The 26,328-nt window shown below is 38.7% G+C and carries 26 protein-coding genes; 13 read left to right on the plus strand and 13 right to left on the minus strand.

Annotated elements, in window-relative coordinates; genetic code table 11:
* Positions 1 to 44: 44 nt before the first annotated feature.
* The 8 genes from ACJG85_RS07560 to ACJG85_RS07595 all read left to right on the plus strand — a co-directional run bounded on the left by ACJG85_RS07560 (position 45) and on the right by ACJG85_RS07595 (position 8,857).
* Complete coding sequence (locus ACJG85_RS07560) at positions 45 to 998, plus strand: MlaD family protein (protein ID WP_409677367.1); 954 nt, start codon at positions 45 to 47, stop codon at positions 996 to 998.
* Positions 999 to 1,009: 11 nt separating this feature from the next.
* Positions 1,010 to 2,317, plus strand: a complete 1,308-nt coding sequence (locus ACJG85_RS07565) for a 4Fe-4S dicluster domain-containing protein (RefSeq protein WP_412476052.1) — start codon at positions 1,010 to 1,012, stop codon at positions 2,315 to 2,317.
* An 81-nt stretch (positions 2,318 to 2,398) separates the two neighbouring features.
* Positions 2,399 to 2,845, plus strand: a complete 447-nt coding sequence (locus ACJG85_RS07570; protein ID WP_409677363.1) for an LNS2 domain-containing protein — start codon at positions 2,399 to 2,401, stop codon at positions 2,843 to 2,845.
* 72 nt (positions 2,846 to 2,917) lie between these two features.
* Positions 2,918 to 3,709: a (Fe-S)-binding protein gene (locus ACJG85_RS07575; protein WP_412476053.1), complete on the plus strand. Its 792-nt coding sequence runs from the start codon at positions 2,918 to 2,920 to the stop codon at positions 3,707 to 3,709.
* A 27-nt stretch (positions 3,710 to 3,736) separates the two neighbouring features.
* Positions 3,737 to 4,219 (plus strand): ABC transporter ATPase, encoded by a 483-nt coding sequence (locus ACJG85_RS07580; RefSeq protein ID WP_412476054.1) that lies wholly within the window; start codon positions 3,737 to 3,739, stop codon positions 4,217 to 4,219.
* A gap of 12 nt (positions 4,220 to 4,231) precedes the next feature.
* Entirely contained in the window at positions 4,232 to 7,234 is a 3,003-nt protein-coding gene (locus ACJG85_RS07585; protein ID WP_412476055.1) for a glycoside hydrolase family 3 N-terminal domain-containing protein, read from the plus strand.
* 67 nt (positions 7,235 to 7,301) lie between these two features.
* Positions 7,302 to 8,444: an N-acetyl-alpha-D-glucosaminyl L-malate synthase BshA gene (gene bshA, locus ACJG85_RS07590; protein ID WP_412463743.1), complete on the plus strand. Its 1,143-nt coding sequence runs from the start codon at positions 7,302 to 7,304 to the stop codon at positions 8,442 to 8,444.
* On the plus strand, positions 8,432 to 8,857 hold the full coding sequence (locus tag ACJG85_RS07595) for a hypothetical protein (protein WP_412463744.1): 426 nt from the start codon (positions 8,432 to 8,434) through the stop codon (positions 8,855 to 8,857). Before bshA ends, ACJG85_RS07595 begins: the two co-directional genes overlap by 13 nt.
* A 49-nt stretch (positions 8,858 to 8,906) precedes the next feature.
* Here the strand turns inward: ACJG85_RS07595 and ACJG85_RS07600 are convergent, their stop codons facing one another.
* Together ACJG85_RS07600 and ACJG85_RS07605 are read right to left on the minus strand one after the other, a co-directional pair.
* Positions 8,907 to 9,410 (minus strand): hypothetical protein, encoded by a 504-nt coding sequence (locus tag ACJG85_RS07600; protein ID WP_409677354.1) that lies wholly within the window; start codon positions 9,408 to 9,410, stop codon positions 8,907 to 8,909.
* A 91-nt stretch (positions 9,411 to 9,501) separates the two neighbouring features.
* Positions 9,502 to 10,338: a UDP-2,3-diacylglucosamine diphosphatase gene (locus ACJG85_RS07605; RefSeq protein ID WP_409677353.1), complete on the minus strand. Its 837-nt coding sequence runs from the start codon at positions 10,336 to 10,338 to the stop codon at positions 9,502 to 9,504.
* Positions 10,339 to 10,470: 132 nt separating this feature from the next.
* Between ACJG85_RS07605 and aroC the strand changes: the two genes are divergently transcribed.
* The 3 genes from aroC to ACJG85_RS07620 are packed head-to-tail and all read left to right on the plus strand — an operon-like array spanning position 10,471 to position 14,349.
* A complete protein-coding gene (gene aroC, locus ACJG85_RS07610) occupies positions 10,471 to 11,535 on the plus strand; it encodes a chorismate synthase (RefSeq protein WP_412463745.1) in 1,065 nt (354 codons plus the stop codon).
* Complete coding sequence (locus tag ACJG85_RS07615) at positions 11,536 to 12,792, plus strand: dicarboxylate/amino acid:cation symporter (RefSeq protein ID WP_412476056.1); 1,257 nt, start codon at positions 11,536 to 11,538, stop codon at positions 12,790 to 12,792.
* Positions 12,793 to 12,849: 57 nt separating this feature from the next.
* The gene (locus ACJG85_RS07620) at positions 12,850 to 14,349 is read left to right on the plus strand and encodes a T9SS type A sorting domain-containing protein (protein ID WP_412476057.1); all 1,500 of its coding nucleotides are present in this window, start codon (positions 12,850 to 12,852) and stop codon (positions 14,347 to 14,349) included.
* A 37-nt stretch (positions 14,350 to 14,386) separates the two neighbouring features.
* On the opposite strand, the gene ACJG85_RS07625 is transcribed toward ACJG85_RS07620, so the two are convergent.
* From ACJG85_RS07625 to ACJG85_RS07635, 3 genes are all read right to left on the minus strand, one after another.
* Complete coding sequence (locus ACJG85_RS07625; protein WP_409677345.1) at positions 14,387 to 14,524, minus strand: hypothetical protein; 138 nt, start codon at positions 14,522 to 14,524, stop codon at positions 14,387 to 14,389.
* Positions 14,525 to 14,585: 61 nt separating this feature from the next.
* Positions 14,586 to 15,002, minus strand: coding sequence for a thiol-disulfide oxidoreductase DCC family protein (locus ACJG85_RS07630; RefSeq protein WP_412465175.1), 417 nt, complete (start codon positions 15,000 to 15,002; stop codon positions 14,586 to 14,588).
* Positions 15,003 to 15,010: 8 nt separating this feature from the next.
* Positions 15,011 to 17,179: an endonuclease MutS2 gene (locus tag ACJG85_RS07635; RefSeq protein ID WP_412476058.1), complete on the minus strand. Its 2,169-nt coding sequence runs from the start codon at positions 17,177 to 17,179 to the stop codon at positions 15,011 to 15,013.
* A gap of 84 nt (positions 17,180 to 17,263) precedes the next feature.
* On the opposite strand from ACJG85_RS07635, the gene ACJG85_RS07640 reads away from it, so the two are divergent.
* On the plus strand, positions 17,264 to 17,929 hold the full coding sequence (locus ACJG85_RS07640; protein WP_412476059.1) for a uracil-DNA glycosylase: 666 nt from the start codon (positions 17,264 to 17,266) through the stop codon (positions 17,927 to 17,929).
* Position 17,930: 1 nt separating this feature from the next.
* Here ACJG85_RS07640 and ACJG85_RS07645 read toward each other — a convergent pair whose 3' ends face one another.
* The 8 genes from ACJG85_RS07645 to ACJG85_RS07680 form a co-directional block, all read right to left on the minus strand.
* Positions 17,931 to 18,527: a hypothetical protein gene (locus ACJG85_RS07645; protein ID WP_412476060.1), complete on the minus strand. Its 597-nt coding sequence runs from the start codon at positions 18,525 to 18,527 to the stop codon at positions 17,931 to 17,933.
* A 10-nt stretch (positions 18,528 to 18,537) separates the two neighbouring features.
* The gene (locus tag ACJG85_RS07650) at positions 18,538 to 19,107 is read right to left on the minus strand and encodes a hypothetical protein (RefSeq protein WP_409677337.1); all 570 of its coding nucleotides are present in this window, start codon (positions 19,105 to 19,107) and stop codon (positions 18,538 to 18,540) included.
* 67 nt (positions 19,108 to 19,174) lie between these two features.
* Positions 19,175 to 20,107 carry a transglutaminase gene (locus ACJG85_RS07655; RefSeq protein ID WP_412476061.1) on the minus strand — a complete coding sequence of 311 codons (933 nt, stop codon included), beginning with the start codon at positions 20,105 to 20,107 and terminating at the stop codon, positions 19,175 to 19,177.
* A gap of 16 nt (positions 20,108 to 20,123) precedes the next feature.
* A complete protein-coding gene (locus tag ACJG85_RS07660) occupies positions 20,124 to 20,975 on the minus strand; it encodes a substrate-binding domain-containing protein (protein ID WP_412463750.1) in 852 nt (283 codons plus the stop codon).
* 107 nt (positions 20,976 to 21,082) lie between these two features.
* Complete coding sequence (locus ACJG85_RS07665) at positions 21,083 to 21,625, minus strand: GNAT family N-acetyltransferase (RefSeq protein ID WP_412476062.1); 543 nt, start codon at positions 21,623 to 21,625, stop codon at positions 21,083 to 21,085.
* A 128-nt stretch (positions 21,626 to 21,753) separates the two neighbouring features.
* Positions 21,754 to 22,620 (minus strand): nucleoside phosphorylase, encoded by an 867-nt coding sequence (locus ACJG85_RS07670; RefSeq protein ID WP_412476063.1) that lies wholly within the window; start codon positions 22,618 to 22,620, stop codon positions 21,754 to 21,756.
* Positions 22,621 to 22,691: 71 nt separating this feature from the next.
* On the minus strand, positions 22,692 to 23,024 hold the full coding sequence (locus ACJG85_RS07675; RefSeq protein WP_412476064.1) for a translation initiation factor: 333 nt from the start codon (positions 23,022 to 23,024) through the stop codon (positions 22,692 to 22,694).
* Between the two features lie 145 nt (positions 23,025 to 23,169).
* Positions 23,170 to 24,120, minus strand: coding sequence for an isopenicillin N synthase family dioxygenase (locus ACJG85_RS07680; protein WP_409677325.1), 951 nt, complete (start codon positions 24,118 to 24,120; stop codon positions 23,170 to 23,172).
* A gap of 186 nt (positions 24,121 to 24,306) precedes the next feature.
* Between ACJG85_RS07680 and ACJG85_RS07685 the strand changes: the two genes are divergently transcribed.
* The gene (locus ACJG85_RS07685) at positions 24,307 to 26,283 is read left to right on the plus strand and encodes an alpha-ketoacid dehydrogenase subunit alpha/beta (protein ID WP_412476065.1); all 1,977 of its coding nucleotides are present in this window, start codon (positions 24,307 to 24,309) and stop codon (positions 26,281 to 26,283) included.
* Positions 26,284 to 26,328: the final 45 nt, after the last annotated feature.

Consider the following 26,328-nt stretch of genomic DNA (forward strand, 5'->3'; position numbering starts at 1 on the left):
AGTTTTAGTATTTTATTTTAACTTTGCCAAAAAAAAAATAAGCTTTGAAAATTACCAGAGAAATTAAAACAGCCATTCTAGTTATTGCCTCTATTTTATTGTTTATTTGGGGATACAGTTTCTTGAAAGGAAGAGATTTATTGTCAAGTTACAATAAATACTACGTTAAATATACGAATGTTGACGGTTTGGTTTCTGCTGCACCGGTTACTATCAACGGCTTGACAGTCGGAAAAGTAAATTCAATTGAACTACAAGACGATTGGACTTCCTTAGTAGAGCTTCAAATCAATGGCGATTATAAAATACCTAAAAACAGTATAGCCGAATTGTATGCTCCCGGACCTATCGGCGGTAAACAAATTGCCATCTTACCGAATACACAAACCCAAGAAATAGCCGTTTCCGGTGATTTTTTAAAGTCGGCCAACAAATTGGGATTGACGGAAGAAGTCTCAAATCAAATTAAACCTATCAAAGAAAAATTAGATAAGGTTTTGGAAAATGCGAATACGATGTTGGTCAACATCAATCAGGTATTAGACGATAAAACCAAACAAAATCTTCGAGGTAGTTTAGAAAACCTAAACGAGACTTTAGCCGAGTTTAAAGAAGCTTCTGCTACAGTAAACGGTATGTTGGCAGAAAACAAAGGGAAAATCAACAGCACGATGGCTAATTTCGAGAAGACGTCGGCCAATTTGACTAAAATGTCCGATTCTTTAGCCAAAGCCAATATCGCCCAAACAGTTAAAAATCTCGAAAAAACATTGGCCAGCGTAGACAAGCTAATGGCCGATATGCAATCCGGGAAAGGAACTTTAGGCAAATTAGCCAAAGATGAAGCTTTGTACAACAATTTCGCTAAGAGTTCTAAAGAGTTAGAATTGCTCTTGCAAGATTTACGATTAAACCCAACCCGCTATATCAATGTTTCGCTTTTCGGTAAGAAAAACAAGCCTTATAAAGCGCCGGTTAACGATACTATTACCAAGTAAAACACTATCTTATGCTTTACATCGACAACATACTTTTTGCTCTGATTTTGGTTGCAGGAATTGGATTTTTTGCCCGAAATGTAAAAAAGCTCAAACGCAACATTAATCTGGGTCGCGACGTTAATCGTACCGACAATAGTTCGGCTCGATGGAAAAATATGGCTATGATTGCGCTTGGTCAATCCAAAATGGTAAAAAGACCGATAGCGGCATTTTTACACTTAATCGTTTATGTTGGCTTTATCATCATCAATTTAGAAGTACTTGAAATCATAATCGACGGTTTGTTCGGAACACATAGAGTGTTTTCTTTTATGGGCGGATTTTATGGTTTTCTGATTGGCTCTTTTGAAGTATTAGCAGTATTGGTTTTGGTCGCTGTAGCGGCTTTTTGGATTAGAAGAAATGTACTTAGTATAGGCCGATTCAAAAGTTCTGATTTGAATGGTGCTCCCAAAAAAGATGCCAATACCATCTTGTATTTCGAAGTAGTTTTGATGTCGTTATTCTTAATCATGAACGCATTCGATTTGCATTTTCAGGATATGAATTCCGGTAATATCATCTCACAATTTTTAACGCCTTCGCCTGATACTTTTTCCTTAGAAGCGGTTACTATTATCGAACGAACGGCTTGGTGGTTGCATATTGTGGGGATTTTAATATTTCTCAATTATTTGTACTACTCTAAACATTTACACATTTTATTGGCTTTCCCAAATACTTATTTCGCTGATTTAAATGCGAAAGGGAAATTCGACAACTTGGAAAGCGTAACCAAAGAAGTAAAATTAATGATGGATCCGAATGCCGATCCGTTTGCCGCTCAACCGGTGGATGAAAATGCTGTGCCAAGTAAATTCGGAGCTTCGGACGTGCAAGATTTGAATTGGGTTCAATTGCTTAATGCTTATACCTGTACGGAGTGCGGTCGTTGTACCTCTTCTTGTCCGGCCAACCAAACCGGGAAGAAACTATCACCGCGAAAAATTATGATGGACACTCGTGATCGTTTGGAAGAAGTAGGAAGAAATATGGACGCTAACCAAGGGGTTTTTGTACCGGATGGCAAATCGTTATTGAAAGATTACATTACTACTGAAGAACTTTGGGCTTGTACTTCCTGCAACGCTTGTGTGGAGGAATGTCCGGTAAATATCAGTCCGTTATCCATTATTATGGACATGAGAAGGTATTTGGTAATGGAGCAAAGCGCTGCGCCTCAATCCTTGAATGCCATGATGACCAATATTGAAAACAACGGCGCTCCATGGCAATACAATCAAATGGATCGCTTGAACTGGAAAGACGAAAATTAACCATAAAAAAAGGATAAATTCTCATAATTGTGAGGCTTGGGAATTTGTCGAATGTATCTGATAACTATAAAAAGTAACCCAATGAAAGCGGAAGACATCGAAAAAAAATTACAAAGCATCACAGAGAATGGCCAACATTTAAGTCCGATTTTACCGGAAGGAATCAAGAATTATTTAATCGATATCGACGGCACGATTTGCGATGATATCCCAAATGAAGAACCGGAAAGAATGCTAACTGCTGAAGTTTATCCGGATGCTTTAATTACCTTGAACAAATGGTATGATGAAGGACATATTATTTTCTTCTTCACATCCAGAACCGAAGCGCACAGAGATTACACCGAACGTTGGTTAAAACAACACGGTTTCAAATACCACGGAATCCTGTTCGGTAAACCACGCGGCGGTAATTACCACTGGATTGACAATCACTTGGTGAAAGCCACGCGTTACAGAGGTAAATTTACCGATTTAGTCGAAAAAGAAGTAACCATACAAGTGTTCGACGACGAGCACCACGAGTAATATCAAATATCAAATATCAGACATTAAATTTTAAAATATTTAATATCTGATATCTTAAATCTAATATTGATTATGTCAGAAGTATTAAACGTGCCGACTATGGCAGAAATGATGGCTCAAGGCAAACAACCCGAAGTATTGTTTTGGGTAGGTTGTGCCGGAAGTTTTGACGACAGAGCCAAGAAAATCACCAAGGCTTTCGTGCGTATTTTAAATCGCGCCAACGTGGAGTTTGCCGTTTTAGGAACAGAAGAAAGTTGCAACGGTGATCCGGCCAAACGCGCCGGAAACGAGTTTTTGTTTCAAATGCAAGCCATGATGAATATCGAAGTGCTCAATGCTTATGAAGCCAAAAAAATCGTTACGGCTTGTCCGCATTGTTTTAATACTTTAAAAAACGAATATCCCGAATTGGGAGGAACCTATGAAGTGGTTCATCATACCGAATTTTTAAAACAATTATTAGATTCAGGACGCTTAACCATTGAAGGCGGTCAATTTAAAGGCAAAAAAATTACCTTCCACGACCCTTGTTATTTGGGACGCGCCAACAATGTGTATGAAGCACCAAGAGATTTGATTCAGAAATTAGATGCTGAGTTAGTCGAAATGAAACGCTCTCGTGCCAATGGTTTGTGTTGTGGTGCCGGTGGGGCCCAAATGTTTAAAGAACCTGAAAACGGGAATAAAGACATTAACGTGGAAAGAACCGAAGATGCTTTGGAAACCAAAGCCGAAATCATAGCGGCAGGTTGTCCGTTTTGCAATACCATGATGACCGATGGTGTAAAAGCCAAAGAGCAAGAAGGCAACGTAAAAGTGATGGATGTAGCCGAGTTGATAGCTAACGCACAAGATTTATAATCCATTAAATTTAAAATTCTGAGTTCCATGTACGTTCCCTTTGATAGTTTACCCGAAGAATCACGCATTTGGATTTACCAATCCAATCGCAAATTTTCCGATGACGAAATGGCTGAAATTGAGAGCGATTTAAAAGCATTCCTCGAAAATTGGTCGGCTCACGGGACCGGTTTAGAAGCTTCCTATTTGCTAAAATACAACCGTTTCATCATTATTGCGGTGAACCAGCAAGTACAACAAGCTACCGGTTGTTCTATAGATGCTTCGGTTTCGTTTATCCAAAGTTTGGAACAAAAATACCAAGTTGATTTGTTGGATAAAATGAATGTGACCTTCAAAAACGGAGAGCATATCGCACACAAATCTTTAATCGACTTCAAGCGAATGGCCAAAGAAAAAGCGGTTACCGCCAATACCATTGTGTTTAATAATTTGGTCAATACCATCGAAGAATTCAACGAAAGCTGGGAAGTTCCCGCTGCCGAAAGTTGGCATAGTCGTTTCTTTTAATTCCCTTTTTTCATGAAGCAGTTTTTGTTCAGAATAGCAGTATTCAGCGCTTTGTTGTTTTTGGTGACGAATTGTTCGACTACCAAAGACAAAAAATCGGTTGTGACCCTGAACAAAGCCGGCATTGCTGAAGAGGAAGAAATATACATTCCGCACATCAAATCGGAACGCAAGAACTATTTCCCGGAAACCTTAGCAGAAAACCAATGGGTTGACAGTATCTATAATCAAATGTCTTTTGAAGAAAAGGTCGGGCAATTGTTTATGGTTGCCGCCTATTCTAATAAAGATTCTGTTCATACCAATGCCATTAAAAGATTGGTTCGCGATTATAAAATCGGAGGTGTAATTTTCTTTCAAGGTGGTCCGAGAAGACAAGCGCGTTTAACCAACCAATACCAATCGTTAGCCAAAGTACCTTTGTTTGTTGGGATTGATGCCGAATGGGGTATGAGCATGCGATTAGATTCGACTTTCCGTTATCCGTTCAATATGACTTTAGGTGCCATCAAAGATTTGAAGTTGGTGGAAAAAGTTGGCGTAGCCATGGCCAAAGAAAGCAAAAGAATGGGTGTACACTTTAATTTTGCGCCTGTTTTGGACATCAATACGAATCCCAAAAATCCGATTATCGGTTTTCGTTCCTTTGGAGAAAATAAAGTCAGCGTTGCCGAACATGCCATTGCTTTAATGAGCGGAACACAGAGCCAAGGCATTTTCGCCACAGGTAAACATTTTCCGGGTCATGGAGATACCGCTACAGATTCGCACCATACTTTGCCAGTTGTTAATGCTTCTGCCGAACACATTGAAAAAGTTGAACTCTATCCTTACAAACGCATGTTCGATGAAGGTTTAGTGTCTGTAATGGTGGCCCATTTGAATGTGCCGAGTTTAGAGCCTCGTGAAGGATATCCGACGTCCATTTCGCAACCGGTGGTGACCAATTTGTTGAAAAACGAAATGGGTTTCGAAGGGTTAATTTTTACCGATGCCTTGAATATGAAAGGCGCCAGTAATTTTAAAAAGCCCGGCGATATTGATTTAGAAGCCTTTATGGCCGGAAACGACATTTTACTGTTTGCCGAAAATGTGCCCTTAGCAGTTGATAAAATCAGAGTTGCTTTTCAACAAGGATTGGTTACTGAGAATCGTTTGGCCGAATCGGTTAAAAAGATTTTGCGCTACAAGTTTAAAGCCGGTTTAAACCGTTATGAGCCGGTTGAGGAAATCAACTTGTACAACGAGTTGAATCCGAAATCCAATCTTTCATTACAGTACGAACTTTACGAAAACGCTGTAACAGTGGTAAAAAATGAAGCTGTTTTACCGATTCGCAATTTAAATCAAAAAATTGCCTATGTTAAATTGGGCGAAGACCACAACAGTTCATTTGTGTCAACTTTGAAGAAATATACTGATGTTACCGAAGTGGCGGATGTTAATGCTGATTCTCTTTTGGTCAAATTAGGCAATTTCGAAACCGTTATTATCGGATATCACAAGTCTGATAAAACCTGGTGGAAATCCTATGAGTTTACGGAAACAGAGCTACAGCTTATTGATAAAATTGCGGCCCAAAAGAAAGTGATTTTGGATTGTTTTACGAAACCTTACACCTTATCTAAAATTCAGAACTTTGATGCCATTGAAGGGATTATTGTTTCCTATCAAAATGCCGAAATAGCTCAGGAAGTTTCTGCCGAATTGATTTTTGGAGCGATTGAATCCAAAGGAAAGTTATCAGTGTCGATAAATGATGATTATAAAGTCGGACACGGATTAGCTACTGATAAGCTTAATCGCTTAGGATTTTCTACACCGGAAAATATGGGCATGAGTTCGGAAAAACTCAATCAAATTGAAAAATTAGCCAACAAAGCCATCGACGGAAAAATGGCGCCGGGTATGCAAATTTTAGTCGCACGCAAAGGTAAAGTCATTTATCAAAAATCGTTTGGCCATCAAACCTATGACGGAAAGATAAAGGTCAAGAACACCGATTTGTACGACGTAGCCTCTTTAACCAAAATGGTAGCCACTTTACCCAATGTAATGCAGTTGTACGATCGTAAAAAAGTGAATCTTGAAACTACATTAGGTGAAATGTTGCCGAGTTTTCAAGGGTCAAATAAAGCGGGTATAACTTTTAAGACATTGTTGTCACATTACGGACAATTACAAGCGTGGATTCCGTTTTACAAAGCCACTGTTGGCGCCGATAAAAAACCGTTGGACCGCTATTATCGAAAAACCGCCCTTCCCGGATTCAGCAAGAGAGTTTGTGACAGTTTGTTTCTAAGAGATGATTACCACGACAGCATCATGAAACAAATTATCGACAGTCCGTTACTCGACAAAAAAGAATACAAGTACAGCGATTTTACTTTTATTATTCTGAAACAATTCTTAGAAAAGAAAACCGGGAAATCGTTGGACCAACTCACTTACGAGAATTTCTACCAATCGTTAGGAATGAATTACACTTTGTACAATCCGCTGACTAAGTTTGATAAAAGTGTGATTGCCCCAACGGAAGAAGATACTTATTTCCGCCAAACCACCATTCAAGGTTATGTACATGATATGGAAGCCGCTATGGAAGGTGGCGTTGCTGGTCATGCCGGGATTTTTTCCAATGCTTTGGATGTAGCAAAAATGATGCAGTTGTTTTTGCAAAAAGGTCAATACGGCGGCGTTTCATACTTTTCTCCGGAAACTTTTGAGGTATTCAATACCTGTCATTTTTGTACCGAAGGCAATCGAAGAGGTTTAGGATTTGATAAGCCACAAATCAGTGGTAGCGGCCCAACTTGTGGTTGTGTTTCCAAATCGAGTTTTGGTCATACCGGTTTTACAGGAACTATTGCTTGGGCCGACCCTGAAACAGAAATAGTCTATGTTTTCTTATCCAACAGAACTTACCCTGATTCAAATTTGCCAAACAAACTTTCCAAGGAAAACATTCGCGAAGATATCCAGAAGATTATTCAAGACGCTATCATAGTGCGTTAATTCTTTAACGCTTTTTTACGATTTCACTTCGCTATTTTCCCTAAATTCGTACCAAGAAAATCAGTTTATGAAAATAGCCATTGTTTGCTATCCTACCTTCGGCGGCAGCGGAGTTGTAGCCACAGAACTCGGACTCGAATTAGCCCATCGCGGTCACGAAATCCATTTTATTACCTATCGGCAACCGGTGCGTTTGGCTTTGTTAAATCCGAATGTGCATTACCACGAGGTGAATGTGCCGGAGTATCCGCTATTTCACTACCAACCCTACGAGTTGGCTTTGTCCAGTAAGTTAGTAGATATGGTAAAATTGTATAAAATAGAAGTGTTACACGTGCATTATGCCATTCCTCATGCTTATGCCGGTTATATGGCCAAGCAAATGTTGAAAGATGAAGGAATTCATATTCCAATGGTCACAACGCTACACGGGACAGATATTACCTTAGTGGGGAATCATCCTTTTTACAAACCGGCGGTGAGTTTCAGTATCAATAAATCAGACGTGGTTACTTCGGTATCACAAAGCTTAAAAGATGATACCTACAACTTGTTTCCTATTGAAAAAGACATACATGTCATTCCGAATTTTATCGAATTAGACAAAATTCGAAACGAAAGTTTGATTTCCTGTCAACGCTCGGTTATGGCTAAAAAAGAAGAGCGAATAGTTACCCATATCAGTAATTTCAGAAAGGTAAAGCGCATTCCCGATGTTGTTAAGATTTTCTACAAGATTCAGCAACAAATTCCGGCCAAATTGATGATGGTTGGAGATGGTCCCGAAAAAGCCAAGGCGGAACAACTATGTGAAGACTTAGGTATACAGGATAAAGTTATTTTCTTTGGAAACAGCAACGAAATTGATCAGATTTTGTCGTATTCCGATTTGTTTTTATTGCCTTCGGAAACAGAAAGTTTTGGTTTGGCAGCTTTAGAAGCTATGGCTTGGAGTGTTCCGGTTATTTCCAGTAACTCCGGTGGTTTGCCAGAAGTGAATTTTGATGGTGTTTCGGGCTATTTGAGCAATGTTGGCGATATCGATAATATGGCTGAGAATGCGCTTAAAATTTTAGTTGATGACGACACTTTGGCTACTTTCAGAGCGAATGCCTTAAATATAGCCAAGCAGTTTGATATTAAAAATATCTTACCGCTTTATGAAAATTTGTATATTCAAGCCATAAAAGAAACCCGATGCGAAAAATAATTCCCTTACTGGCTTTACTGGTTTTGTATTCTTGTTCTACTTCAAAATCTTCAGCACCTTTACCATTGTATGAAGTTTTAGTAACCAACAATGATGGAGGTGCGAATATAAAGTTTTATGAAATACTTACCGAGCCTAAAGAAATCATGATGCTATTGGGTGACGAGACATTGCAAAAGAAAATCAAGCAAGAAGATACACAGAAAAGTAGTTTTATCATTTTGAATTCCGGCCCAACGAAAGAGCCATACAATAGGGTAAAAGTTGTCAAGGTAGAGGAAACCCCAACAGAGATTGTAGTGTATGTAAAAGATACCCAAAAGGCAACAGAAGCCGATTTAAATGATGAAAGTATCAGTTATCCTTACACGATTATCAAAATCAATTCTAAGAAACCCATAACGATTAAATAAAAAATCCCGATTCGAAAAGAATCGGGATTTTTGTTCTATTTCAATTGAATTACCAACGGTAACGAATGCTCAAAGCAATATCCGGTCCGAAGCTGTCGTAATTGTCAAAATCTTTACGGTTGTCACCAAAGTACAATTCCGGTCTGAAATCCAAGGCCAATTGCAACGGAATGTCAAAATTGTATTCAATTCCGATGTCACCTGCTGCTAACAAAAATGTTCCTCCGTCAGGATCTGCACTACCCGGTCCGTCATAACTCCAACTTCCGACACCACCACCAACTCCGGCATACCAATTGAAACCGCCGTCAATGTTCCAAACCCATTGGTACAAACCAACCAATTTGAAAGCATCGATGTTTTCACTGTTTCTCCAGCCAAGGTCTAACTCTAAACGATTTTCTTTTGATAACCCTCTTTGGTATGAAATCTCACCACCAAAACCATCGTTGTCGCCCAAACGTAAACCTAAAGCATTTTTTGAAATGTCCTGAGCTTGTGCGCTGAATGCTAATCCCATTAGCATAAAAGCAGATAAAATGATTTTCTTCATAATGTGTTTTTTTGTTAATACAAATATACTCATAAAACGAAGAAATACTCGCCTTATTGCCAAGCACACTCTTATATTTTTGTTAAAATTGTTAAGGTGTCTTAGAAGAAATTATCGAAGCGATAAGTTGTTGTTCAATATAGCTTTCCATTTCAAACAAGTCTTCTTCTTCTGTTTCAAGTTCGGTGTGGTCTTCATAACGGTATAATTTCCAGCGCTTATTTTGGTATTCCAACGCCGTCAAATTTTCTACCCAATCACCCGAATTGAGATAGGTTGTTGAGCCGTTTTTGTTTTCTTTTCGGATTATTTTTGGTTCGTGAATGTGACCGCAAATAACATAATCATAATTTTTCTCAATAGCCAAATCGGTAGCTGTAGTTTCAAAATCGGAGATGTGTTTCACCGCTTTTTTGACTCCTGCTTTTATTTTTTTGGAGAATGAATAAGGTTCTTTCCCCATTTTTTTCAAACACCAATTGATAAATCGGTTGATTAAAATAAGATAGTCGTAACCAATTCCGCCTAATTTGGCCACCCATTTGGAGTGTTGTACAGAAGCATCGAAAACATCTCCGTGGAATATCCAAGCTTTTTTATGGTCGAGTTCTAATACAAGTTTGTCTAAAACTTTAAAGTTACCAATCGAAGTATCACTGAATTTGCGTAGGAATTCATCGTGATTACCAGTGATATAGTAGACTTTAGTGCCTTTGGAAGCTAAGTTTAGAATCTTTTGAATAACTTTTAAATGTGATTTAGGGAAATACGACTTCCTGAACTGCCAAATGTCGATGATGTCGCCGTTTAACACCAAAATTTTAGGTTTAATTGAAGATAAATAATAGCTAAGTTCATGAGCATGAGCGCCAAAAGTACCAAGGTGAACATCGGAAATTACCACTACGTCCGGTTTTCTTTTTTTCAAAATGTTTCTTTATTAAGGTTTCACAAATTAAGGATTAAGGTGTTAGGCTAACTTTACCATAGGATTAACTTTTGAATAATAAACTTTTGCACTTTTAAACTTTGCCCTATATTTGTTTAAAATCGATTTGATATGGCCGGCAACAGTTACGGAACCCTTTTTAAAATAACCACTTTCGGAGAATCTCATGGAGAAGCTTTAGGCGGTATTATTGAAGGTTGTCCACCCGGATTAGCGCTTGATTTTGAAGCCATTCAAGCCGAAATGCAACGCAGAAAACCGGGGCAATCTGCTATAGTAACCCAACGTAAAGAAGCAGATGAAGTGCAGTTTTTATCCGGGATTTTTGAAGGTATAACCACAGGAACGCCCATCGGATTTATCATTCCGAATACCAATCAAAAATCTGATGATTACAGTCATATTAAAGACAATTACCGTCCGAGTCATGCCGATTATGTGTATGAAAAAAAATACGGCATTCGCGATTATCGTGGCGGCGGAAGAAGTTCGGCCAGAGAAACAGCCAGTAGAGTAGTGGGCGGAGCCATTGCCAAGCAAATCCTGTCTTCTGTAAAAATTAACGCTTTTGTTTCTTCTGTGGGTGACATTTTTATCGATAAACCCTACCAAGATTTAGATTTCTCTTTAACAGAAAGCAATCCGGTTCGTTGTCCGGATACTGCTACTGCAGCTAAAATGGAAGAGTACATCAAAGAAATTCGCAAAGCAGGAGATACCATCGGCGGCACGATAACCTGTGTAATTCAAAACGTACCTATTGGATTGGGTGAGCCGGTTTTTGATAAATTGCATGCTGAGTTAGGCAAAGCCATGCTTTCCATCAATGCCGTAAAAGGATTCGAGTATGGTAGCGGATTTTGCGGCGCTCGTATGAAAGGCAGTGAGCACAACGATTTATTTAACGAAGATGGGACGACTAAAACCAACCTCTCCGGTGGTATTCAAGGTGGAATTTCTAATGGTATGGATATTTATTTCAGAGTTGCCTTCAAACCGGTAGCGACTTTGATGCAAAAACAAGCAGTTTTAACCAATCAAAATACTATAGTGGAACAACAAGGCAAAGGACGTCACGATCCTTGTGTAGTGCCGAGAGCCGTTCCCATTGTGGAAGCGATGGCAGCCTTGGTGTTGGCCGACTTTTATTTACTAAACAAAACCTATCAAAAATAAATGGAAACAGTTGAAACGTCAAAAAAATCATTACTTTCTAATCTTACTTTTCAAATCTTAATAGCAGTAGTCCTTGGTGCTGTTTTAGGCGTTTTTGTTTTTAAGAATTTCGACGAAACTTTCCGTGAATCTTTCAGCAAAAATATCAAGTTGTTGGCCACCATCTTTATCAGATTGGTTCAAATGATCATAGCGCCATTGGTTTTTACTACTTTGGTGGTAGGGATAGCCAAATTAGGCGATATTAAATCGGTGGGACGAATAGGCGGAAGAGCTTTGGGTTGGTTTTTTACAGCTTCCTTTATTTCTTTGTTGATAGGTATGTTTTGGGTGAATGTTTTAGAACCCGGAAAAAAAATACAATTGCCTGATTTAGATGCTGATAAAGCTACCGAAATCGTTCAAAAAACAGAAGGTTTTTCCGCGCAAAACTTTGTAGAACATATCATCCCGAAAAGTGTAGTCGAAGCAATGGCTACAAATGAAATTTTGCAAATAGTAATTTTCTCTATTTTCTTCGGATTGGCTGCTGCTTCTATCGGATCACATGCTAAACCTGTCATAAATGCTTTAGACAAAACATCACACATTATTTTAAAAATGGTCAACTACGTAATGAAGTTTGCACCGTTTGGTGTTTTTGGTGCTATTGCGAGTGTGTTGGCGATGATAGATTTTTGGGAATTGATTACTACATATATCTATTTTTTTGGCTCTTTTTTGGTTGGAATCGGGACGCTATGGATAGTACTGTTGTTCGTAGGATACTTATTTTTGCAAGGTCACATGACCACTTTGTTGAAGCGAATAATGAGTCCGTTAGTAATTGCATTCGGTACAACCAGTAGTGAAGCTGTTTTTCCGAAATTAACAGAAGAATTAGAGCGATTTGGTGTTAAAGACAAAATAGTTTCGTTCATGTTGCCGTTGGGTTACTCTTTCAATCTTGACGGAAGTATGATGTACATGACTTTTGCCAGCATATTCATCGCTCAAGCTTACGGAGTACCTTTAGATACCGGAACACAAATGACTATGTTGTTGGTGTTAATGCTTACCAGTAAAGGAATTGCCGGTGTTCCGAGAGCCAGTTTAGTGGTGGTTGCGGCTACTTGTGGGATGTTTAAAATACCCGAAGTTGGTATTGCTTTGATACTTCCGATTGACCATTTTTGCGATATGTTCCGAAGTGCCACCAATGTTTTAGGGAATGCTATTGCGACTTCTGTTGTAGGTAAATGGGAAAAAGAAAGTTAAAAGTGTTCTATATATCAAATACTTTACTAAATTTGTTACGATTAAAAAACTACTTATATGAAAAAACTTTTACTTTTAATTTTTACAGTTGCTGGTGCTTTGAATGCAAGTGCTCAAGCAACATGTGCAACTGCTACTGCACTTACCACTAGTGGTACGTATACAACCGGTACCATAAATGGTACATACAAGGTTGCATGTTTTAACTCTGCCACTGGTATAAAAGGCTATTGGTATTCATTTACAGCACCTAGTAATGGTGAAATATCAATTTCTTCCAACTTAGCAGCTAATGATGGAGTTGCCAAAAGTAACGATACGAGAGTTAGTATTGCAACGGGTTTGTGTACTGGTACTTTAACTTGTGTTGCTGGGAATGATGATATTAGTGATACTAATTACAAATCGGAACTATTAAACATACCTGTTACTTCTGGTACTGTTTATTTAATTGAGTGGGATAGTAGATGGTCTTCTTTACCGCTAGATTTTACTTTTACTTTTACTCCTGTTACTTGTACAAGACCAACAGTTTTCTACTTGCCAGAATATGCTTCAACAACATCTACTGATTTATATTGGGATCAAACAGCAACCATTCCTGCAAACTATCAAGTTGATTGGAGTACAAATTTAGCCGCTGCTGCCGGTACAGGAACTCTTGTTAATGCTCCTTCAGGGACATTAGCTTATTCTACTGTTAATATTGCTTCAATGCCTGCTTCTTCGAACTTTAGATATTTCTGTAGAGCGAATTGTGGTACATCACAAAGTAATTGGTCAGGTCCTTTTTACGGTTATTTACCGGTGACTCTACCTTATTCAAATGATTTTGAAAATCCAGCTGAAAACTATACAGATGGTTTTATCAACTTTACATTGATTACTACTGACGGTACTTCTAATCCACCAAATTATGCAGACGGTGGAGCTGGAACTTCGGTTTACACTGCTAATAGTACTACAGCAGTTTCTAATTTAAGAGCTTATTTTAGGGGTGTTAGTTTACAAGCAGGTGAAGTTGTAACTGTTTCTTTCAAAACAAGATTATTCACAACTTCTACAACATTGCCAGCTTCTCCAATGAATTTTGATTTGACAGTTGGTGACTCTCAAAGTGCAGCAGGTCAAACAACTTTAGTTCAGACTTTTACAAATAGCAATGATGCTGCTTATACAACACATTCAGCAACTTACACTGCACCAGCAGCAGGTATTTATTATTTTGGAATACACAATAATTCAGCTGCAGGAACATCTCAAACTTTCTTGTTTTTCGATTCTATCGTGATGGGTACTAATTTATCAACCAATGATTTCTTTGTAGATTCATTTAGTGTTTACCCTAACCCAACTAGTGATGTTTTAAATATTTCTTCTTCTAATTCAGCTGAAATCACAAAATTATCAGTAGTTGATGTTAACGGTAGAACAGTTAAAAACCTTGAAGGTGGAGTTATTAACCAAGTAAATGTTGCCGATTTGAATTCAGGGGTTTACTTTGTTAACATTGAATCTAACGGAGGAAAAGTGACTAAGAAATTTATCAAACAATAATTATCCACTTCAATCATAAAAAAACGACTAAGGAAACTTAGTCGTTTTTTTTGTTCTTACTGTTCATCATTAAGAATACAGCGCCTACCAAAGCTATAATAACCAGCGCAAATACGCCTATCATAATAAATGCACCGTTATCCCACGAATACAGAGAAATGTTTTGTGATGTCATGATTTATCGATTAGAGTTTATCAAAATTACGTTGATAGATTCTAATACAGTATGATAATTATCATGCCAAAAATTTTGTAGCCAATTCAGGATTTGGCATCATACAAACGTCTTGTTTCCCATACCATCGATAACGGTTTTTTGCTATATAATCGTAAATAGCATCACAAATAAACTTTGGAAATAGACTAAAGATGTTCAGTAGTTTGTACATGCCGCCAAATTCACTTACAATTTTCAATGCGGCTTCCGCTTTGTAATAATAGGCTTTCCCGGGTTCGTAAAGGACGATGCTATCTGTCTTTTGACGATTGATACCAATATGATTCAGTATTTTTTGACCCAAGTCTGATTGCAAAGGAATAAATCGAAAGAGGTCTTTAGTGTCGTGTTTGATAACAAATTGAACCGAAGCATTACAAAGGTTACATACACCATCAAATAGTATGATTTTTTTGTCTCGGGGCAAATCAGCAATCTCCATAATTAAGTAGCTTGAACAAATTCTAACGCTTCTAAACTTACTTTAGAAGTAAAGATGCCATAATTTACCACAGCCTTATTTTTTTCAATTTTATCAATCGTTCCAATCGATTTTCCGTCAACCATTCTAACACGATCGCCAATTTTTAAAACTACTTTAGGCTTTTCGGATTCGAGCTTTTGGGCTTTAATTTTCTTTTCTTTTTTCTCCTTTCGAATTTCTTCTACCTTAACTTTAACTTCTTCTACTACCTTTTTCTGGATGATTTCCTTTTCCTTTTTCTCCTTCGCAGTAGCTTTTTTACGCTTGGAGTTTTCAATTTCCACCAACTTCAAAAATTCTCCTATCAAGACTTTCTTGTCTTTGTTGTTAAAGTATTTCTCAGATAAATCATCGATTTTCTGACCAATGTATATCAGTCGTTGGTTGGCATCATACAATTCTTGATAGCGCTCTAATTTTTCCTGAATCTTAGCATTAATGGTTTCCATTTTCTTGCTTTCTTCACGGGCTTTGCTTTCTTCTTCTTTTAAGGTTAGCGATGTTTTTTCGAGTTTGGAACGCTCTTTTTGCAGTGTGGCAATAGTTTTGTCAAAACGCACTTTTCCGCCTTCAATTTTTTTCTTGGCTCGATTAATTAAACCATAGGGGATACCGTTTTTTTGAGCCACTTCAAAAGTAAAAGAACTTCCGGCCTGCCCCAAAATCAGTTTATATAACGGTTCCAAAGACTTTTCATCGAAAAGCATATTGGCATTGGATGCGTAAGGCAATTCGTTGGCCAAAATTTTTAAGTTGGAATAATGCGTGGTAATGATTCCGAAAGCTTCTCGATGGTAGAATTCCTCCAAAAATGTCTCGGCCAAAGCACCACCCAATTCAGGATCGGAACCGGTTCCGAATTCATCGATCAAGAACAAGGTTTTGGCGTTGCATTTTTTCAAAAAGTAATTCATGTTCTTCAATCGGTAACTGTAAGTACTCAAATGGTTTTCTATCGATTGATTGTCTCCTATATCTGTAAGTATTCTGTCGAATAAAAAGGTTTCACTTCGTTCGTGTACCGGAATCAGAATTCCGCATTGTAACATCAATTGCAGCAAGCCGACTGTTTTTAACGAAATGGTTTTACCACCGGCATTCGGACCGGAAATTACTATTATCCGGCTGTCGTTTTTCAATTCAATGGTTTGCGGAAAGGTTTTTTCCTTTTTCTCCATATTATTTAAAAATAATATAGGATGATAGGCTTCCCGGAAAAACAAACGCTTTTCCTCTGTAATATTGGGCAATAGCGCATTGATTTTACGAGCGTATTTGGCTTTTGCAGCCACTACGTCGATATCACTCAGAAAGTCTTGGTATTGCTTTAGTAAATCAACATAAGGGCGGATTTCATTCGAAAGTTTCTTTAAAATTCGGGTGATTTCTTCTCTTTCTTCGTATTCTAAATTGTTCAATTCTCTCGAGTAGCGCAGTGTAGCTTCGGGTTCGATATAAGCAATGCTTCCGGTTTTGGAGCTGCCTAAAATGGAACCTTTCACTTTTCTTCGGTACATGGCTAAAACCGCTAAAACACGTCGGTTTTCAACGATACTTTCTTTAATCTCATCCAAATAGCCTAAGCTGTTGTATTGGCTTAATGCCTGACCGAAACTTTGGTTGACTTTCCCGCGAACCACATTCATATCGCGGCGGATGTTAATCAAATCGGGCGAAGCATTGTCTTTGATTTCCCCATATTTGTCGACTACTTCATCAATTTTTTGTGTGATGTATTTGGTGTATTCAATTTGGGCTGCTTTCTCGTTTAATTTCGGATAGTAATCGTGGAACTTCTTCAAAAACAACAACATTACATTTACCGTATCGGACAAAGTGGCGATTTTACGAAAACTGCCCACTTCTAAAAAGCTGTCTTCAATGGCTAAGAATTTTAAATCTTGGGTAATGTTTTCAAAACCGTGGTTGGGAATAGCGTTGTTATTAGTAAAAGAAGATAAGTATTCAGAAGTTTGTACAAGCTCATTCATCAAAGTTTCTTTATTTTTAAAAGGAACGATGTTGAGTGCTTTTTCCTTCCCGATTTCAGTGTTGCATCGATCGGAAATGGTCTGTAAAACCGTATTGAATTCTAAATCTTGTAATGTTTTGTCTGTAATCGATATCATGCTGTCATGGTCTATGCTTCAAAGTTACAAAGGATAAAATCCATATTGCAACAGAAAATAGTATTTTTGGTAAAATTTTATGAGATGTTAATCAAAATGGAGCCGACTTGGCAGGAACAACTTTCAGCCGAATTTGACAAACCATATTTCGACCGTTTGGTCTCTTTTGTAAAAGCAGAATATGCCACTAAAAGATGCTTTCCTAAGGGCAGTCAAATCTTTGCAGCTTTTAATCATTGTCCGTTTAACAAAGTAAAAGTGGTTATTATTGGGCAAGATCCTTATCACGGTTTGGGTCAAGCTAACGGCTTGTGTTTTTCGGTGAATGACGGCATTGCTTTTCCGCCTTCGCTTCAAAATATTTTTAAAGAAATTGAGTCCGATTTGCAAATCCCGTTTCCTATCAGTGGTAATTTAGGGCGATGGGCCGACCAAGGGGTTTTGTTGCTCAATGCAACATTAACAGTGCGCGAAAGCGAAGCCGGAAGCCATCAAAATCAGGGTTGGGAAACGTTTACTGATGCGGTTATTCAGAAAATATCCGATGCTAAAGAAAATGTGGTTTTCCTTCTTTGGGGTGGATTCGCCAAAAAGAAAGGTGCCAAAATCAATCGCAGCAAACATCATATCTTAGAAACCGGACATCCTTCACCACTTAGTGCTAATCGTGGATTGTGGTTCGGCAATCAGCATTTCAGTAAAACCAATCAATATTTAGAAAGTCTGGGAAAAGAGCCTATTCGTTGGTAATTTAGTTTACGGTGAAATAATAATATCCGTTGTTATCTAAATTAGAAACAGCCGCATTGATATTTACAATTAAGTCTTTCGGAGCACTCAAGGAAACCATCTCTACACTGTTAGTGGAAGAACTGTTGTAGCCAAATGTAAGACGATAATTCCCGGCAGTTAACAACGGGAAACCAACATTATAGCGATAGTATTCATCGGTAGCGTTGTAATTGCAAATGCCGTAAACATAAGCGCCATTTTGGGCTGATCCTGCAACAACATCCAATTGGCTGTCATTTACGGTAACCACTTCCCAATCGGTTGCATTGATTTTTCTCTCGATTACATAAGAGAATACAAATTGTGAGGCATTCCCGGTAGTTTTGTAAATGTCTAAAAGAGCCGTTTCTGTTTGTCCAGGCTCAGGAATATAACGCGCCAAATTGGCTTTCACGTACAAATAATCGCCAACATTGTATGAGGATTGGGTTTCAATTCTAACAATATTGTTCCCGCCTTCTACATAAATGGTCTTGTAGAAATCATCATCATTGGTGTCGCAGTTGGAAAACAACAATCCAACAAAAAGTAGTGCTATATAGTGTATTTTTTTCATGACTTAATTTTTAAAATCGATAACCTAAGTTAAAACCCACTCTTGAAATCACATCCGGACTTTTATCACGATTGGTTAAATTAGAACCGAAACCGGCCAAGAATTCGATGACAAATGCTTCTTTGAGGTACATTTTATAGCCTAAACCGCCACCCAAACCAAAATCGGTGTAAGTTGATTTTTTAGTGGTGTAATAACCATTGATGTTTTCGTCAATTAAACGAACGATTTCTTTGTAATCGCCGCCATTGTAGGAAGCAAATACTTCTGCAAAATAAAAGCTCGTTTTGCCTTTAGATAATTGGTATCTCACATACGGATTGAATTCAAATTTCGGAACATTATTGCGGTAGCCACGTTCAAAATCATCGTTTAATTTATTGCTGTCCGAGAAGTTCAAATTAAATCCGGTGGAGAAAGCACCACCAAAAAAGCGCTCATAACTGAAACTGGCTTTTTGCCAAACCAAAGCAGACAACACATCTACTCTGAATTCATTTTTTTTGGAATCGATAGTGCTTTTTTCTTGCGCTTGCGTGGCTGTAGACAGTAAAAGTAACAGCAGTAAGACTTTTTTCATGTTGGGTTTGTTTAACAAAAACGAATATACTAAATAAAGTGGTTGTGTATGATAAATTTCAAAAGATTTATTCCAAGGTTAAAGCCCCTAAAATTTCCTCATTCATAAAAGGTCCACCCGGATATTTGGCGGTATAATCAAGGTTCAACCAAACATCACCTCTTTCGTCTATGTGGTAATTTAGGGTTTGATTTTTACTTTCTGCGGGGAACAATACTTTTTTAATGGCATAATTAATCTGCTCTAAATCTTTTTGGGTTCCAATGTAAAGCTCGGGGTAGATATGTCCTTTGGTATGGATCAATCGGGTAGTGCCGCCAATCGATTTGATACAAGCCGCCATGAAAACCGAATGATCATCGCAGTCGCCGGAAAGGTATTGTAACGATTCCGTGGCCTTAGCGATGTAATCTCTTCCTTTGGGATCGCTTACGTAGTTCCAACGCGAATTGATTTCCTTAAAAACGGCAAACGATTGTATTATAGTGTGAATTTCATAGTAACCTTTTACGTCTCTGAAGTGTTTGCTGGTAGCCATGATGGCAAAATTGCGAATTCTCGGATTTTGATATTCTATGGCGTCCAAAATTTTCGATTTGTTGGGAAACGGTAACAATTTGGAAATGATGATGTCTTGCGGATATGGGTCTTCACTCATAGTATAAACCATGGAACGATAATCTTCAAACACACTTTTAAAGCCGTATTTCCCCGATAATGTTCCGAAAAGCAACAAGATAAAATAGAGTATGACAGAAATGAGTGTTACTCTTCGTAAAGCTCTCAACAAGAGTTGAATAACGACTAAGATAACAATGAAAAGCAAAATTCTGTCCAAGTGGTTGGCCCAATCTAAAACCACTAAGTTTTGGTGGGCAATGATAAAAATCGGAATGGTAATCAGGATGTTCAAGACAAAAATGATAATCATGTCCCAAGGACTTTTTATCCTGAACTTTTCTTTAAGTTGCTGATAAGTAAGATTTTCGGGTTTTATCATCTTGCCATGGCAAAAGCTAAACGGCTTTTACGATTTCAGCAAAAGTACCTTTTTTCTCGATAATTTTGAGGTCAAATAATTGATTTTGAATTTTGTTTAACACTTTTTCTTCTAAAGATTTTTGTGCCCATTTGGTGAGTGATAGCCAAGTTTGAATGTCTTCTAACTTTTGGTTGTATTTAGTCGCTAATGTTCTGTCGATACTTGGAATTTCTTTGAATTCTATAGTAGTGTTGTTGATGATTTCCAGCAATAAAGCAATGGTTTGGCGATTACTTTCCAAGAATTCATTGCGTACCGCTATAACAAAACAAGGCCATGGCGTTGGACAATCGGCTACTTTACGAAAAATTCCTTTGTCTACTAAAGGTTTTGTCATAAAACGTTCCCACATAAAGTAATCGGCTTTCCCATGGGTTAAAGCTTCTACTGCGCCGTCTATAGTGTTGACCACTTCAAATTGCAACGTTTCGGTATTCCAATGTTGGTTTTGTGCGTTAACATAAGCCATCAGGTGAGAACCAGAGCCGTAGCGTGAAATGGCCACTTTGGTGTTTTCTAAATCGGATAAAGTTTGGTATTGGGATTCAGCTGCAACGTGGATTCCCCAGATAAGCGGACTATCCACATAAGTCTGAACAATCGAACTCGGATTACCGCCAACGATGTCTTTAACAATGCCTTCGGTTAAAATTACGGCGATGTCGGTTTCATTATCGCGCAACAGTTGGCACATTTTTCCGGTACCTTCGGGCACATCGGTCCATTGCAAATCGATGCCGACTTCCTCAAACTCGCCGTTTTCGATGCACAAATGCCAAGGTAAATTAAAATGTTCCGGTACACCGGCTATTCTGACTGTTTTCATTTAGAGGGTTAGATTTTTAGACTTCTTAGATTATTAGATAGAATTTATTTTAATTGTTAGCTTCTAAACTGTAAAGCGGAGCGTTATCTGTAGCCTAAAGGGCTTTTCTATCGATTTGCGATAGCAGGATTCTCCATTTGCCACCATTTCCAAATTACGCCGTCATTATCAGGATAGTCTTCCATAAATTTCATGCCTACTTTTTGCAATACATGATTAGAAGCTCCGTTTTGGGCATGGGTGTAAGCGTTTATCTTGTCGATGTTCATTGTTTTGAAACCGTAATCCAGCCAAGCATATGACGCCTCAGTAGCGAAGCCTTTACCCCAAAATGGTTCTGCCAAGCGATAGCCGTAATCGTAAAAATTAGTGTTGCCGTTTTCTGTGTGGTCGTCTACGAATTTAATTCCGGTCCAGCCAATAAATTCTCCGGTTTCTTTAAGAATGGTAGCAAATCGACCGATGTTGTTTCTTTTGTATTGCTCGTTAACGTAGTGAATCACTTTGATGACTTCTTCTACTTTTTGTACCGGAGTTTGCCAAAGGTATTTGTGCACTTCCGGATTTTTATCCATAGCAAACATGGCCTCTGCATCGGACAATCCGAGCGGACGTAAAATAAGACGGTCGGTTTCTAAAATTAAGTTCATTGTAAGATGATGGCCTAGCCCCGATTGCAGCAAGTATCCTTTTTTACCGGTCTCGATACATCCTGAATTAGGACACCGGAACTAACGGGAAAAAAGATACTGCGGAAAGCGGGTATAAGCTCCTAAAATTATTCGGCTAATTTATTTAAGGCGTAGGCAATTAATGCGTCTACAGCTTTGTACGGATCTTCGCTGAAGTTTCCGGTGGCGCGGTTGGCAATGATGGCGTTGAGCGACAAACACTCGTGGCCCAAAAGTTTGCCCAAACCATAGATGGCTCCGGTTTCCATTTCGAGGTTGGTCATTTTGATGCCTTCAAACTCGAAGCTGTCCATTTTGGTATTGAGTTCCGGATCTTGGATTTCCAAGCGTAAGACGCGACCTTGCGGACCGTAAAATCCTCCGGCCGTACCGGTAAATCCTTTGAATATTTGATTGCTCTCCAATTTTTTTTCCAAGGTTTCTGAGCAAGCAATTACGTAAGGACGTCCTTTTCGCAAATCCCAATTGGTTTGACTGATAAAGGCTTCTTCCATGGCTTTTTCCGAAATATCGTCGATTAAATAGGAGCGAAGCATGTTGTCTAAGCCCAATCCGAAACGGCTCATTACAAAACTGTCACACGGAATATCGGCTTGCAACGAACCCGAAGTTCCGATGCGGATGATATTGAGCGAGGTTAGATTTTCTTTCGGTTTGCGCGTTGCTAAATCAATGTTGACCAACGCATCAAGCTCGTTCATTACAATGTCTATATTGTCCGGACCGATACCGGTAGACATCACCGTCATTTTTTTGCCTTTGTAATAACCGGTTTGGGTTTTGAATTCGCGTTTTTGGGTCGAAAATTCAATGCTGTCAAAGAATTGTGTGATTTTTTCTACGCGGTTTTGATCGCCAACAAAGATGATGTCGTGGGCAATATGTTCCGGTTTTAAGTTGAGATGGTAAACACTGCCATCCGGGTTTAATATTAATTCTGAAGATTGTATCATATTTTTTTAGTTTCGAGTTTCGAGTTTCGGGTTTCGAGTTTCGGGTTTCGGGTTTTAAACTTGAAACCAGTTTATCCGCCTACGCGTTTGGTTTTGAAACCTTTGTCTTGCAGCATTTTCATGATTTTGTCGCGGTAATCACCTTGTATGATGATGGCACCGTCTTTAAACGTACCACCAACACTAAGTTTGGTTTTGATTTCCTTGGCTAAGATTTTAAAATCTTCGTCACTGCCTTCGTAGCCTTCGATGATGGTTGTGGCTTTGCCTTTGCGTTTTTCGTATTTGCAAATCATGGGCGCTGCCTGAATGAAAAGCTCATGATTCTCGATTACTGTTTCCTCCGGTTCATTGGAAGGTTCGTGATCGGGGAATAGTTTTTTGAGTTGCTCTTGTAAGTCCATTTTTTTTCTTTAAAGGTGCTAAGGTCTTGAGTGGCTAAAGCTCTAAGGTTTTTTACCTCAGTGCCTCAGCACCTTAGTAAAAAAACCAAAAAAGACATCAAGTTGGAAAACTCAATGTCTTTAATGAAATGTATTGAATTAACCTTTACTTTTTGAGTCCTAATTCTACCAAACGTTCGTCCAAGTATTCTCCGGCTGTAATATCGTCGAAGGCTTTCGGATGATCTGCATCGATACATTTTTCTAAGCAGTTCAGTGGCATATCGCTTACCGGATGCATAAAGAAAGGTATAGAGTAGCGCGATGTTCCCCACAATTCTCTTGGCGGGTTTACTACTTGGTGAATCGTCGATTTTAATTTGTTGTTGGTATGACGCGACAACATATCGCCTACATTAATCATCAACTCATCCGGTTGCGCCATAGCGTCAATCCAATCGCCGTTGTGATTTTGTACTTGCAATCCTTTACCTTGCGCACCCATCAATAATGTAATTAAGTTGATGTCACCGTGAGCGGCTGCACGAACGGCGCCGTCTTTAGGCTCATCAGTAATAGGCGGGTAATGGATTGGTCTTAAAATGCTGTTACCGTCTTTGATGAAATTATCAAAATAAAACTCATCCAAACCAATGTATAAAGCCAAAGCTCTCAAAACATAAACACCGGTTTTTTCTAACATTCTGTAGGCTTCTTTACCCACTTCATTAAAGCGAGGTAATTCGGACACTTCCACATTGTCTGGATATTCGTTGGCGTATTTTGAGCCTTCACTCACATACTGTCCGAAGTGCCAAAATTCTTTTAAGTCACCGGCAGAGCGACCTTTAGCATGTTCTTTTCCGAAAGAAACATAACCTCTTTGTCCGCCAATTCCGGGAATTTCGTATTTGGCTTTGGTTTCCAATGGCAGGTTGAAGAAATTGCGCACTTCTGCATACAAGTCTTCTACCAATTTGTCATCTAAAAAATGACCTTTTAGTGCTACGAAGCCGATGTCTTCGTAAGCTTTTCCGATTTCATTTACAAATTTTTGTTTACGTGTCGGATCGTCCGACAGGAAATCACGTAAGTCAACACTTGGAATTTGTTGCATACTACTAAAAAATTTTTGTTAATAACTCAGACTGAGAAAATCCCAATCATAACTACAAATGTAAGTAAATTTTGTTTATAAAATCCCAAAGTTATTAACAATATCGATTGAATTTATTCTGGCTTTAAGTCGAAAAATGAAGATTAAATCCTTACTTTTGGACCACAAAAATTACAGTCAACTGAAATGAATTTCGATAGAAAAGAGTTGTCCAATATCCAATTGTTGGACTTGTATAAAAGATTGCTCAAACCTCGTTTGATAGAAGAAAAAATGTTGATTCTCCTCCGTCAGGGAAAAGTGTCTAAATGGTTTTCCGGTATAGGTCAGGAAGCCATTTCCGTGGGAATTACGGCTGCTTTAGACCGGGACGAATACATTTTGCCAATGCACAGAAATTTGGGGGTATTTACCGGAAGAGACATTCCGTTGCACCGATTGTTCTCGCAATGGCAAGGCAAGAAAAGCGGTTTTACCAAAGGAAGAGACCGCAGTTTTCATTTTGGTACTCAGGAATTCAAAATTATAGGTATGATATCGCATCTTGGTCCGCAAATGGGTGTAGCTGACGGTATCGCTTTAGCCAATAAATTAAAGCAAAACGGTAAAGTGACTGCCGTTTTTACCGGTGAAGGCGCTACTTCTGAGGGCGATTTTCACGAAGCATTGAACATAGCAGCAGTTTGGGAATTACCGGTCTTGTTTGTGATTGAAAATAACGGTTATGGATTATCGACTCCAACAAATGAACAATACCGTTGCGAAAATCTGGCTGATAAAGGTATAGGTTATGGTATGGAAAGCCATATTATTGACGGGAACAATATATTAGAAGTTTACACTAAAATAGCCGAATTAAAGGCGTCAATGATTGCTAATCCTCGTCCGGTATTGTTGGAGTTTAAGACTTTCAGAATGCGTGGTCATGAAGAAGCCAGCGGAACGAAATATGTACCGCAAGAATTGATGGATATGTGGGCGATTAAAGACCCGATTGCCAATTATCGCGATTATTTGATGAACGTTGGCGTGCTCTCGGAAGCATTGGATGCCGAGTTTAAAGCCAATATTAAAGCCGAAATCGATGAACATTGGGCTATTACAGTGGCCGAACCGGAGTGTGAAGCCAATCTGGAAGAAGAGCTTAACGACGTTTACGAGCCTTATGATTTTGAAGTTTTTGAGCCGGGAGAGGAAAAAGAAAATATCCGTGTCATAGATGCCATATCTTCAGCCTTACGACAATCGATGGAGCGTCACGAGAATTTGGTGATTATGGGACAAGACATAGCCGAATACGGTGGTGCTTTTAAAATCACCGATGGATTTGTAGCGCAATTTGGTAAAGACCGCGTCCGCAATACACCTATCTGTGAAAGCGCTGTAGTATCGGCAGCTAACGGTTTATCCATCAATGGTCATAAAGCCGTGGTGGAAATGCAGTTTGCGGATTTCGTATCTACAGGATTCAATCCGATTGTCAATCTGTTGGCTAAACAGCATTATCGTTGGGGCGAAAAATCGGATGTAGTGGTCCGCATGCCTTGTGGCGGCGGTACCCAAGCCGGTCCTTTTCACTCGCAAACTAATGAAGCTTGGTTTACCAAAACACCGGGATTGAAAGTAGTGTATCCGGCTTTTCCTTATGATGCCAAAGGATTGTTGAATACAGCCATTAACGATCCGAATCCGGTGATGTATTTTGAGCACAAACAGCTCTACCGTTCTGTTTATCAAGATGTCCCGGTAGACTATTATACCATTCCGTTCGGCAAAGCCGCTTTATTGAAAGAAGGTACTCAAGTTACCGTTATTTCTTTCGGAGCCGGAGTGCATTGGGCATTGGAAACTTTAAACAGGCATCAAGATATTAGCGCTGATTTGATTGATTTGAGAACCTTACAGCCCTTGGATACGGAAGCAATATTTACCTCGGTTAAAAAGACCGGAAAAGTTATAATTCTTCAAGAGGATACCTTGTTTGGTGGTGTTGCGAGTGATTTATCTGCCATGATAACCGAAGCTTGTTTTGAATATTTAGACGCACCGGTTCGAAGAGTGGGAAGTTTGGAAACAGCTATTCCTTTTGTGAAGTCGCTTGAAGATCAATACCTGCCTAAAGCGCGTTTTGAGTCTGTTTTACAAGAGCTTTTGGCTTATTAAAACAATATTAAATACTAAGAGGCACAAGCAATTGTGCCTTTTTTA

Source organism: Flavobacterium mekongense (genome assembly GCF_047038255.1).
In the GTDB taxonomy this organism is placed as follows: Bacteria; Bacteroidota; Bacteroidia; order Flavobacteriales; family Flavobacteriaceae; genus Flavobacterium; species Flavobacterium mekongense.

What these genes read in the sequence shown, in the direction of transcription:
- ACJG85_RS07565 (WP_412476052.1), top strand. Translation starts at nt 1,010, where the DNA reads ATGCTTTACATCGACAACATACTTTTTGCTCTGATTTTGGTTGCAGGA.
- ACJG85_RS07570 (WP_409677363.1), top strand. Translation starts at nt 2,399, where the DNA reads ATGAAAGCGGAAGACATCGAAAAAAAATTACAAAGCATCACAGAGAAT.
- ACJG85_RS07575 (WP_412476053.1), top strand. Translation starts at nt 2,918, where the DNA reads ATGTCAGAAGTATTAAACGTGCCGACTATGGCAGAAATGATGGCTCAA.
- ACJG85_RS07580 (WP_412476054.1), top strand. Translation starts at nt 3,737, where the DNA reads ATGTACGTTCCCTTTGATAGTTTACCCGAAGAATCACGCATTTGGATT.
- ACJG85_RS07585 (WP_412476055.1), top strand. Translation starts at nt 4,232, where the DNA reads ATGAAGCAGTTTTTGTTCAGAATAGCAGTATTCAGCGCTTTGTTGTTT.
- bshA (WP_412463743.1), top strand. Translation starts at nt 7,302, where the DNA reads ATGAAAATAGCCATTGTTTGCTATCCTACCTTCGGCGGCAGCGGAGTT.
- ACJG85_RS07595 (WP_412463744.1), top strand. Translation starts at nt 8,432, where the DNA reads ATGCGAAAAATAATTCCCTTACTGGCTTTACTGGTTTTGTATTCTTGT.
- ACJG85_RS07600 (WP_409677354.1), bottom strand. Translation starts at nt 9,410, where the DNA reads ATGAAGAAAATCATTTTATCTGCTTTTATGCTAATGGGATTAGCATTC.
- aroC (WP_412463745.1), top strand. Translation starts at nt 10,471, where the DNA reads ATGGCCGGCAACAGTTACGGAACCCTTTTTAAAATAACCACTTTCGGA.
- ACJG85_RS07615 (WP_412476056.1), top strand. Translation starts at nt 11,536, where the DNA reads ATGGAAACAGTTGAAACGTCAAAAAAATCATTACTTTCTAATCTTACT.
- ACJG85_RS07620 (WP_412476057.1), top strand. Translation starts at nt 12,850, where the DNA reads ATGAAAAAACTTTTACTTTTAATTTTTACAGTTGCTGGTGCTTTGAAT.
- ACJG85_RS07625 (WP_409677345.1), bottom strand. Translation starts at nt 14,524, where the DNA reads ATGACATCACAAAACATTTCTCTGTATTCGTGGGATAACGGTGCATTT.
- ACJG85_RS07635 (WP_412476058.1), bottom strand. Translation starts at nt 17,179, where the DNA reads ATGATATCGATTACAGACAAAACATTACAAGATTTAGAATTCAATACG.
- ACJG85_RS07640 (WP_412476059.1), top strand. Translation starts at nt 17,264, where the DNA reads ATGTTAATCAAAATGGAGCCGACTTGGCAGGAACAACTTTCAGCCGAA.
- ACJG85_RS07645 (WP_412476060.1), bottom strand. Translation starts at nt 18,527, where the DNA reads ATGAAAAAAATACACTATATAGCACTACTTTTTGTTGGATTGTTGTTT.
- ACJG85_RS07650 (WP_409677337.1), bottom strand. Translation starts at nt 19,107, where the DNA reads ATGAAAAAAGTCTTACTGCTGTTACTTTTACTGTCTACAGCCACGCAA.
- ACJG85_RS07655 (WP_412476061.1), bottom strand. Translation starts at nt 20,107, where the DNA reads ATGATAAAACCCGAAAATCTTACTTATCAGCAACTTAAAGAAAAGTTC.
- ACJG85_RS07660 (WP_412463750.1), bottom strand. Translation starts at nt 20,975, where the DNA reads ATGAAAACAGTCAGAATAGCCGGTGTACCGGAACATTTTAATTTACCT.
- ACJG85_RS07665 (WP_412476062.1), bottom strand. Translation starts at nt 21,625, where the DNA reads ATGAACTTAATTTTAGAAACCGACCGTCTTATTTTACGTCCGCTCGGA.
- ACJG85_RS07670 (WP_412476063.1), bottom strand. Translation starts at nt 22,620, where the DNA reads ATGATACAATCTTCAGAATTAATATTAAACCCGGATGGCAGTGTTTAC.
- ACJG85_RS07675 (WP_412476064.1), bottom strand. Translation starts at nt 23,024, where the DNA reads ATGGACTTACAAGAGCAACTCAAAAAACTATTCCCCGATCACGAACCT.
- ACJG85_RS07680 (WP_409677325.1), bottom strand. Translation starts at nt 24,120, where the DNA reads ATGCAACAAATTCCAAGTGTTGACTTACGTGATTTCCTGTCGGACGAT.
- ACJG85_RS07685 (WP_412476065.1), top strand. Translation starts at nt 24,307, where the DNA reads ATGAATTTCGATAGAAAAGAGTTGTCCAATATCCAATTGTTGGACTTG.